The organism is Marisediminitalea sp. (genome assembly GCF_984433645.1).
Genome location: NZ_CFIDRX010000162.1, coordinates 1 through 9,925, shown reverse-complemented (window position 1 = coordinate 9,925; position 9,925 = coordinate 1). Strand labels below are relative to the sequence as shown.

The window sequence follows — 9,925 nt, the reverse complement described above, 5'->3', positions numbered from 1 at the left end:
ACAAGCGATGGAAGACAACAAATCTGATATCGGCTGGGGTAGCCAAATCCGCTCCTACGTACTGGACGATTCCCGTATTAAGGATTTGCGCACCGGCGTTGAAACCCGCAACACACAAGCGGTTCTTGACGGCGGATTAGACAAGTTTATTCAGGCCAGCCTTAAGTCAGGTCTTTAAGCCATTTAACAGAAAGTGAACAGATTATGAGCGACCAACAACTCGACGAAAACAAATTGATTGCCGAGCGCCGCGCGAAACTGAGCGCGATTCGGGAAACCTGCCGTGCCAATGGCTTTCCTAACAGCTTTCGTCGTGAAAATTACGCCGACGAATTGCAGCAGCAATTTGGTGAACTGGACAAAGAAACCCTGATTGAACAAGACAATCAGGTGAGTATTGCCGGCCGTATTATGGCTAAACGTGGCCCATTCCTGTTATTACAGGACATGACTGGCCGTATTCAGGCTTATGCCGACAAAGACACGCAAAAAGACATCAAAGCGCGCTACGGCTCGCTGGATATTGGTGACATCATTGGTGTGGCTGGTGCGTTGCACAAGTCAGGCAAAGGCGATCTGTATGTCAACATGAGCCAGTATGAACTGCTGACTAAGTCTCTGCGTCCGTTACCTGAAAAATTCCACGGTCTGACCGATCAGGAAACCAAGTATCGCCAGCGTTATGTTGACCTGATCACCAGCGAAAAAACCCGTGAAACGTTTGTGGTTCGAAGCAAAATTGTTAACGGTATCCGCAACTTCCTGACTACCCGTAACTACATTGAAGTGGAAACGCCAATGTTGCAGGTGATCCCAGGCGGTGCGACTGCAAAACCGTTCGTTACGCACCACAATTCACTGGATATCGATATGTATTTGCGTATCGCCCCTGAACTGTATTTGAAGCGCCTTGTAGTAGGTGGTTTTGAGCGCGTGTTCGAAATCAACCGTAACTTCCGTAACGAAGGTCTGTCTACGCGCCACAACCCTGAATTCACCATGCTGGAGTTCTACCAGGCGTACGCGGATTACAATGACCTGATGAACCTGACAGAAGACATGTTGCGTACACTGGCAGAAGATATTCTGGGTACTGCGATCATCACAAACACTACCAAAGACGCCGAAGGCAATGTGCTGAGCGAAGTGAAGTACGACTTTGGCAAGCCGTTTGACCGCCTGAGTATGGGTGAAGCTATCCTGAAATACTGGCCGGAAGCGAACGAAGCGGCAATCCGCGACCCGGAAGCGCATCTGGACGAGCTAAAAGCAATGGCTAAACAACTGCACATCAAAGAGCCTGAAGTTGACGGTATCTGGGGTGCAGGTAAATACCTTTGTGAAATTTTTGAAGCAACGGCGGAAGAGAAGCTGGAACAACCTACGTTTATTACTGAATACCCGTGGGAAGTATCACCGCTGGCGCGCCGTAACGACAACAATCCGTTTATCACTGACCGCTTTGAGTTCTTTGTTGGCGGCCGTGAACTGGCAAACGGCTTCAGCGAGCTGAATGACCCGGAAGACCAGGCCGAACGTTTCCGCAAACAAGTGGAAGAGAAAGACGCGGGTGATGACGAAGCCATGCACTACGATGAAGACTACATCCGTGCACTGGAATTTGGTTTACCGCCTACAGCCGGTGAAGGGATTGGTATTGACCGTCTGACCATGCTGTTTACAGACAGTCCGACCATTAAAGACGTGATCCTGTTCCCGCACATGAAGCCAGAGAGCCAGGATCAGTAAGCGACGTTTACAACGCTTTAATCGCGAGTAACATCTGGGTATTGACGGGAACGTCAATACCATTTTTTTGTGCCTGTTTTACCACATAGCCATTTATTGCATCGATTTCTGTGGGGCGCTTATGGGCGATATCCTGGTGCATGCTGGAATAATTCTCAGCGGTATTTTCGATGACATGTAAAACCTGCTCCAATGCTGATTTGGCATCGATAAATATGCCGAAAGCTTGCGCAGTGAGGCATACCTCTTCACATATGGCCTGGAGGGTAGGCCGATACGAGGCGTGTGACAGCTCACCGTTTTTAACATCGGCCAATGCGGTCAGCGGATTAATGGCACAATTAATAAGCAGCTTTTGCCACAGTGCGTTGTGCATGTCATCACGCCAGGTAACCGGGCCGATACAGGCTTCCATAATTGGGATGAGTTGATGTTGCAGTGACGGTGCCCGAGGGTGGTGAAAAGCCATACCCAGCATGGTAGCGCCCAAACCGGTGTGTTTCACGGTATCTGCATTCAGCTTTAATGCTCCGTGACTTGTAGTAGCCAGCAATACCGGGTTGTCAGGAATGATATCTCTGGCTAGTTCAACGCCACCCATACCATTGTGCAGTAGTAAAACAGGCGTATTCAGACTGATTTTCCCCTGCCACTGACGAAGCGCGTCTTCGAGCTGAAAGGCTTTCAGTGGCATGATCAGCAAGTCAGAGTCACTCAATGAGTAGCTGTCATTTGACGCATAGTCCAGCGTTGTTATCTGGCCGTCCAGCTCCTCTGCATAGCGCAGGGGATTGCGACCCTGGCGTACAAAACACCGATAAGTGAGTTTAGCCTTGTGGGCCCCGGCTGCGCAAAGACCACCGATGGCACCACTGCCGAGTATATTAATACGCCAGGACATCCATTTTTCCTTTTATTAAGCGTTGGGCCTTCCTGGCGCGGTTGGCCAGGCAAGTAGGGCCGGGTCTGACTGGCTGTTGAGCCAGGTTGAAAATACCGGATTGATGAACGCTTCCCCCTGCTGTGGACAGCTAAACACAGCAATTGACTCACTATGCCATTGGAATGCCACGCACCATGCATGTAAATAAAGCCTATCCGAATGCGTCCCACCATACAATGCGTCGCCCAAAATCGGACTGCCGAGACTTTTCAGGGCCACGCGAATTTGATGTGTCTTGCCGCTTAATGGGCGAACGACAAACGCTCGGGGAGCCCCGTCAAACCCATAACTGAAGAATTGTGTAATGGCCGGATTATGCCGGCTTTTCAGCAGTATATGCTGGCCCTGACGGCGATTTTTCATGTCACCAAGGATGGTGCCTTGTTTCTTCTTCGGCTTTTTGTCACTTAGCGCAAGGTAGTATTTTTGCACCTGGTGAGTGCGGAAAAGCAGCTCAAAGTGAGCGGCTGATGCTCGGTTTGTTGCCAGAATCAGACAGCCCGATGTGCCGTCGTCAAGCCGGTGTACCAAATGAAGATCAGACAGGCCAAACGCCATTTCAGCCTGATGAACCACACCTTCTTGTGGATCATGCATAGTTGTTCCCGGCGGTTTATCAATTACGATAAAGTCGGGATGAGAAAACAGAATGTTCAACCTGATTGCCCGCGATTAGGCTAATTCTGACAACAGCGCTTTAGCGGCATCGTAATCCAGTTCGTCGATGGCGTTGGTAATTTGCTGTCGCTGCATCGGTGAAGCGGCCATGGCGTCTAACCAGCTATTAAGCTTGTCGTTGCTGATAAACTCATGGTTGTTTAGCGCGACAGTCAGTGCCTGCAGCGCAATTTTACTTTCAGGCTTTTCTTCACTGGTACTATTCGTTGCGTCATCGCCGCTGGGCAACGCGTCTATAAGGGCAATAGTCTGGTTGACCTGCTGCAATAAATCGGCAATATCATTGTTATTCACGTCAGATGCTTTGAGTTGCTGATTGATCGAGCGACTTGCTTCGAACACGGCATTGCAACCCAGGTTTCCGGAAACGCCTTTTAATGTGTGTACAAGAATTTCAGCGCCAGCAATATCCTGAGCGCTTAACAGTGCAGGAAGCCGGGTGCCGATGTCTCTGTATTCATCGGCGAACTTTCGCAACAGGCGATGGAGTAGCGCTTCGTTGCCGTTGAGTTGTCTGAGTCCAAACTCGAAATCAATAGGTTCGTTTGTTGTTGTCATAGCGCCTTTCGTTTCAACTGTGGAGTTTTGTGTAATGTATTTGTATATGGTATTCGTATTTGCTGTACACTTTTAGTTATATTTATTGTTAAAGTGCTCAACTTTAGTTTAACGTTTTCCTATCTTCAGCTACTGGCGATCATTTTCCTGGAATTACTTCATGTTGTTTAGATTCATTTTAGTCGGTTTGTGTATTTTTGTGGTGTCAGCTTGCCAGTATGCGAATAACACAACCGATTCTGCCCTTGTTGCTGTATCAAAGGCGTCGTCTGACAGTGTAGCACAGCCAGTTCACATCAATTATGAAAAATATAAACTGGCCAATGGGTTAACTGTTATTTTGCATCAGGATAAGTCTGATCCACTGGTGCACGTTGATATGACGTATCACGTTGGCTCTGCCAGAGAGTTACCGGGCAAAACCGGTTTTGCCCACTTCTTTGAACATATGATGTTTCAGGGCTCAGAAAATGTGGCCGATGAGCAGCACTTTAAAATAGTGACGGACGCAGGTGGCACCCTGAACGGCACAACCAACCGCGATCGTACGAATTACTTCCAGACCGTACCCGCGAATCAGCTGGAAAAAGTACTTTGGCTGGAAGCCGACCGAATGGGTTTTTTATTGCCTGCGGTAACGCAGGAAAAGTTTGAAATACAGCGTGAAACCGTAAAAAACGAGCGGGCCGAGCGGGTAGACAATCAACCTTATGGACGTCGCCATGAAAAAATTGCCGAGGCCCTGTATCCCGAGGGCCATCCTTATGGGTGGCTGACTATTGGTTATGTTGAAGATCTGGACAGAGTTAATGTAAACGATTTAAAAGCGTTTTTTCAGCGCTGGTATGGGCCTAACAATGCCGTACTTACCATCGGCGGCGACATCGATATAGCACAAACAAAAGCCTGGATTTCCCGGTACTTTAGTGAAATACCTGCAGGACCCGATATTCCGGCCCAAGCGCCTGGGATAGCGCAATTATCTGACAATCGCTTTGTCACGCTGGAAGACAATATTCATTTACCGTTGTTGCAAATTGTGCTGCCAACAGTACATGCCCGACATGAAGATGAAGCTGCGCTGGACGTACTGTCGAATATTCTGGGCAGTGGTAAAACGTCACTGTTTTACGAGTCGTTAGTGAAAACCGGTAAAGCCGTTCAAGCGGGCGTATCGCACCCCTGTAGCGAGCTGGCCTGCGAATTTAATCTGATGGCACTGATTTCTCCGGAGTCCGGAGAAAGTCTGGCCGGCATGTACGATACCATTCAAACCATGCTGGATACGTTTGAGTCGCGTCCGTTTGACGACGACGCACTCCTGCGGGTAAAAGCGAGTATTAAGGCGTCTACCATCTATGGATTGCAGAGCGTGAGTGGGAAGGTGTCAACAATGGCTTATAACGAAACCTTCTTTGGCAATCCGAACCTGATTAACGAGGACATTGCCCGTTATAATAACGTCACCAAAGAAGATGTTTACCGCGTGTTCCGAAAATACATCAAAGGTCAGAAAGCGGTTGTATTGAGTGTAGTGCCTCACGGTCAGTCTGCACTGGCAGCTGCGCCACAAACCTTTCAATCAGCCCCGCGTGAATTCGCAATTCAACAAGAAACCACTTCAATTGACGTTGCCAGACAAACGTCCCGGACATCGTCCGCCGGCTTTGACCGCTCCGTGGTACCAGAAGCCGGACCTGCGCCATCCGTTACCGTACCTGAGTACTGGCGCGACCGTTTAGACAACGGTATGCAAATTATCGGTGTGACCAGCGATGAGACGCCTACAGTCAGTTTTACCCTGGACATGGAAGGCGGCATGTTACTGGATCCAATGGAAAAAGCCGGGCTGTCACAAATGACAGCCATGATGATGAATGAAACGACTCAGGGCTACAGCAACGAAGCTATGTCTAATGAGCTGGCTAAACTTGGGTCCTCTATCAGCTTCACCAGTAATGGACGATACACCCAGGTATTTGTATCCAGCCTGACAGAAAACCTCGACGCCACTCTGGCTTTACTGAAAGAGAAATTATTTCGCCCTGCATTTCTTGAGTCAGATTTCGACCGATTGAAAAAGCAAGTGATTGATGGCATCAATTCCCAGGCTAAAAATCCTTCTGCGCTTGCCGAGAGAGCCACGTCGTTAGTGTTATGGGGTAAACAAAACCGTATTAGCTTGTCGCAAACCGGAACAGCAGAAACCTTACAAAACATCACACTCGACGATGTTAAACGATTTTATGCAAACTATTATGTGCCGGCTAAAAGCACCCTGGTGATGGTGGGGGATATATCGCAGGCGGCGCTGATTGACCGTTTGGCTTTTTTATCTGACTGGCAGGGCAGTGATTATACCATTCCGGGCTATGCCAGCTTCCCAGAGTATCAGTCTAACCAGATTTATCTGGTCGATGTGCCCGGGGCGACACAAAGTACGGTAAGAATGGTCTCGCGTTCTCTGCCTTATGACGCCACGGGTGACTATTTTCACGCCCAATTAATGAACTTCCCGTTGGGTGACGACTTTAACAGTCGCATCAACCAAAACCTGAGGGAAGACAAAGGATACACCTACGGCGCTTATTCTTCGTTTAACGGTGGCAAATCATTAGGGTGGTTTGAAGCGGGCGCCGAGCTTAAACAGCAATATACCGAAGCGGGTATTGTTGAGCTAATGAAAGAAATTAACCAGTATAAACAACAAGGGATAACCGAAGCAGAGCTAGCGTTTATGCAGAACGCGTTTACGTTAAGTGAAGCGCTGGAGTATGAAACGCCAATGGATAAAGCGGCTTTTCTACGCCGTTTGGTGGCGTATGATTTGCCCAGTGATTACAAGCAAACACAAAAGTCGATAATTCGAGGCATTGCCAAGCCTGAGCTCGACAAAGTGGCTAGCCGCCTGTTAAATACGCAGGATTTACAAATTATTATTGTCGGTGACAAACAAGCGTTGCAACCGCAGCTGGAAGCATTGGCGATGCCAGTTCACGATATTTCCTTTGCTGGTGGTTAGCACACTAGGCATTCGTCAAAGCAAGTGATCCAGTGACTTGTTTGAGATAACCACAGACCCACGTGAAATTCAGACAATCAGGCATTAACACTGGTGATTTATTTGATAAGATACCCGCAGAACTAACCACTCCGCAGCACGTACGCTGCGGGGGTACACCTGGATATTGACATTGCTTCCATTGACTTCAGATTTTACCTACGACCTAAATGCGTTAAGTCATTCCTCTGCCATTAATAGTATTCAAGGCATTAAACGCGGCGTAGAAAGAGAATGTCTCAGAATCAACCCCACAGGCTCGTTGGCACAAACACCCCACCCGGTGTCACTTGGCGCGGCGCTGACGCACGATAGTATTACAACTGACTACTCAGAATCCTTGTTGGAATTTATTACTCCGCCAGAAACCGACGCGAATAAAACCCTGGCGCAATTGGCTGACGTACACAAGTTTACCCTGGACAATCTGGGTGAAGAGCGCCTTTGGCCGCTTAGCATGCCGTGCTTTATTAAAAGCGAAGCTGAAATCCCGATTGCGTACTTTGGTGAGTCAAATGTCGGTAAAATGAAAAAAGCGTATCGGGTTGGTTTGCGCAACCGCTATGGCAGCATGATGCAGGTCATCGCGGGTGTGCATTTTAACTTTTCGGTACCTGACAGCCTGTGGCAATACCTGGCGGAAAAGCAAAACGTTGAACCGACTCAGGATTGGATCTCTGCACAGTATTTCAGCCTGATTAGGAATTACCGCAGAACCTGTTGGTTAATTCCTTATTTGTTTGGTGCGTCGCCGGCACTGTGCAGTTCGTTTGTCGCCGGGCGCGAACACGGTCTTGATTTTAAGCAACTGGGCAAAGGTACCTTGTACTTGCCCTATGCGACGTCACTGCGTATGAGCGGACTGGGCTACACCAGCACCGAACAGTCATCGCTGCGGATTTGTTACAACGAGCTGAATAATTACATCCGCGTGCTAAGAGAAGCGATGTATCAGCCATCGCAGCGCTATGCGGGATTTGCAGCCGGTGAGGGCGGTAACTACCAGCAGCTCAGTAAAAACGTGCTACAAATTGAAAACGAATTCTATTCCCCGATACGTCCCAAGCAGCCAACCCGCTCTATGGAAAAGCCAACTGATGCGCTGGCTACCCGTGGGGTTAGTTACATAGAAGTACGTGCGCTGGATGTTAACCCTTTCAGTGCGACAGGCATTTCCCGGGATCAAATCGATTTTCTTGACGTGTTTTTGATCAGTTGTTTGCTTATGGACAGCCCGGAGTTCACCGCAGATCGTTACAAAGAAACGGAAGTGAACTTAAACCGCATTGTATTGGAAGGACGTAAGCCTGGATTAACCTTGCTGCACAACCAACAGGAAGTCAGCATGCAGGTGTGGGCTGAGCAATTGTTTGCCAGGTTCGGCGACGTAGCGCAGTTCATGGATAACGCCTATGATGACAATCGCTATAGCCTGGCAGTTGAACGAGAGTGGCAAAAAATCACTGACCCCGATAAGACTTTTTCAGGTCGCTGGTTAAATAAATTATTAAGTGAAGGCGACAACGCGGTGGTAGGGCGAGAGTTGGCAAATAGCTATCGCAATGACATTAAAGCCTTTGAATACCGTTATAAGACGGCAGCGGACTTTGTTGAAGAGGCCACGCGTTCTCACGCTGCCCAGCAAGACATTGAGGCTGCGGACAAGGTGTCATTTGACGCATTTATCCAGGAATACTTTGCCCGTCCGCCACAAAATTAGGGCAAAAAAAATGCCTGACACGGGTCAGGCATAAAGAATTCGTTCCAGGGAAACACACATTCGGAACACTAGGTTGGACAATGTATGTACAAAAAGTTCAAACAATTTTGTATTTTTTTTTCAGGTTGGGTGGTGTTAATGCCACTGATGCTTGTGGGATGTGCCACAACGCCGCCAAAAGACATCAGTAACCTGTGTGAAATCTTCTACGAAAAAGAGGATTGGTACGACGCTGCTGAAGAGATGCGTGAAAAGTGGGGCGTACCCATTCATGTGCCTATGGCCATGATGTATCAGGAAAGCTCATTCCGACACGATGCGTTACCTCCTCGCGATTATATTCTGTTTGGCTTAATTCCCTGGGGCCGCGTGAGTTCAGCTTATGGATATTCTCAGGCTAAAACACCCACCTGGAGCGACTATATTCGTGAAACGGGTAACAGTGGTGCGGACCGCGATGATTTTGAAGATGCCATAGATTTTATGGGGTGGTTTATTAGTAAAACCCACACGGTCAATGGCATTTCGAAGTGGGACGCTTATGCGCAATACCTGAATTATCACGAAGGTTGGGGCGGCTACCGCAAGAAAACATACAATAGAAAGGCCTGGTTAAAACAAGTGGCTAAACGCGTAAAAGACCGCTCACTGCGTTATGCAAGCCAGTTGAAAACCTGCGAAGCGGACTTACAAAAAAGCTGGTTTTGGAAATTGTTTGATTGAGCCACAAGCGCTTGCAATATGAATGATGTTTGCCTACATGATGGCGACATAAATGATTTCGGCAAAAATGGCTTCGGTATAAAGGCAGAGTATAGAAAAAGAGTAAAGAAAAATCGGGCAGGCAAAATGCCTGCCCAAAGAAATGGGTATCTGCCCAAGACCGTCAATCATCAGATACCCAACAGGCACAACTACGGTAATCTAAATGATAATTATTATCAAGTTGTGATTTGGTTTTTTTTCGTTTTTTTTCGTCGTGAAATAACATAGCGATATCACAACGTGATAGTTAAACGTGTTTCATACGACTCAGTTGCCCCAAATCTCGCTATTCACTCGACATCATCAAACCATAGAAATTCGAAAGACAATTCAAGTAAGTTATTGTTTAAAATAGTTTTTTATATTCAGGCATAAACGAAACCACAACCAAAAGTGAATGTTGTTTTCCAGGTAGTGATATGTCAGAGGATGAGTATGTCAAATACATTCA

7 protein-coding genes and 1 pseudogene are annotated in these 9,925 nt (G+C 47.8%); 5 read left to right on the top strand and 3 right to left on the bottom strand.

Translation table 11 applies throughout. The features are described 5' to 3' along the window. Both prfB and lysS read left to right on the top strand, forming a co-directional pair. Positions 1 to 178 (top strand): annotated as a pseudogene (gene prfB, locus AC4MRN_RS16640) (peptide chain release factor 2); the annotation flags it as partial. A gap of 26 nt (positions 179 to 204) precedes the next feature. Next, positions 205 to 1,749, top strand: a complete 1,545-nt coding sequence (gene lysS, locus AC4MRN_RS16635) for a lysine--tRNA ligase (protein WP_255053413.1) — start codon at positions 205 to 207, stop codon at positions 1,747 to 1,749. Between the two features lie 7 nt (positions 1,750 to 1,756). On the opposite strand, the gene AC4MRN_RS16630 is transcribed toward lysS, so the two are convergent. Genes AC4MRN_RS16630 through AC4MRN_RS16620 form a run of 3 tightly spaced genes read right to left on the bottom strand, consistent with a single transcriptional unit; the run spans position 1,757 to position 3,928 of the window. After that, positions 1,757 to 2,650 (bottom strand): ketopantoate reductase family protein, encoded by an 894-nt coding sequence (locus tag AC4MRN_RS16630; RefSeq protein ID WP_491203904.1) that lies wholly within the window; start codon positions 2,648 to 2,650, stop codon positions 1,757 to 1,759. A 15-nt stretch (positions 2,651 to 2,665) separates the two neighbouring features. Next, positions 2,666 to 3,349 (bottom strand): TIGR01621 family pseudouridine synthase, encoded by a 684-nt coding sequence (locus tag AC4MRN_RS16625; RefSeq protein WP_491203903.1) that lies wholly within the window; start codon positions 3,347 to 3,349, stop codon positions 2,666 to 2,668. Positions 3,350 to 3,364: 15 nt separating this feature from the next. Then, the gene (locus AC4MRN_RS16620) at positions 3,365 to 3,928 is read right to left on the bottom strand and encodes an Hpt domain-containing protein (protein WP_155015393.1); all 564 of its coding nucleotides are present in this window, start codon (positions 3,926 to 3,928) and stop codon (positions 3,365 to 3,367) included. A 160-nt stretch (positions 3,929 to 4,088) separates the two neighbouring features. Here AC4MRN_RS16620 and AC4MRN_RS16615 point away from each other — a divergent pair, with 160 nt between their 5' ends. The 3 genes from AC4MRN_RS16615 to AC4MRN_RS16605 all read left to right on the top strand — a co-directional run bounded on the left by AC4MRN_RS16615 (position 4,089) and on the right by AC4MRN_RS16605 (position 9,432). Further along, positions 4,089 to 6,950, top strand: a complete 2,862-nt coding sequence (locus AC4MRN_RS16615) for a M16 family metallopeptidase (RefSeq protein WP_491203902.1) — start codon at positions 4,089 to 4,091, stop codon at positions 6,948 to 6,950. 172 nt (positions 6,951 to 7,122) lie between these two features. Then, positions 7,123 to 8,709 (top strand): glutamate--cysteine ligase, encoded by a 1,587-nt coding sequence (gshA, locus tag AC4MRN_RS16610; protein WP_491203901.1) that lies wholly within the window; start codon positions 7,123 to 7,125, stop codon positions 8,707 to 8,709. An 84-nt stretch (positions 8,710 to 8,793) separates the two neighbouring features. Further along, positions 8,794 to 9,432 (top strand): transglycosylase SLT domain-containing protein, encoded by a 639-nt coding sequence (locus tag AC4MRN_RS16605; protein ID WP_155015390.1) that lies wholly within the window; start codon positions 8,794 to 8,796, stop codon positions 9,430 to 9,432. The last annotated feature ends 493 nt before the right edge of the window (positions 9,433 to 9,925 follow it).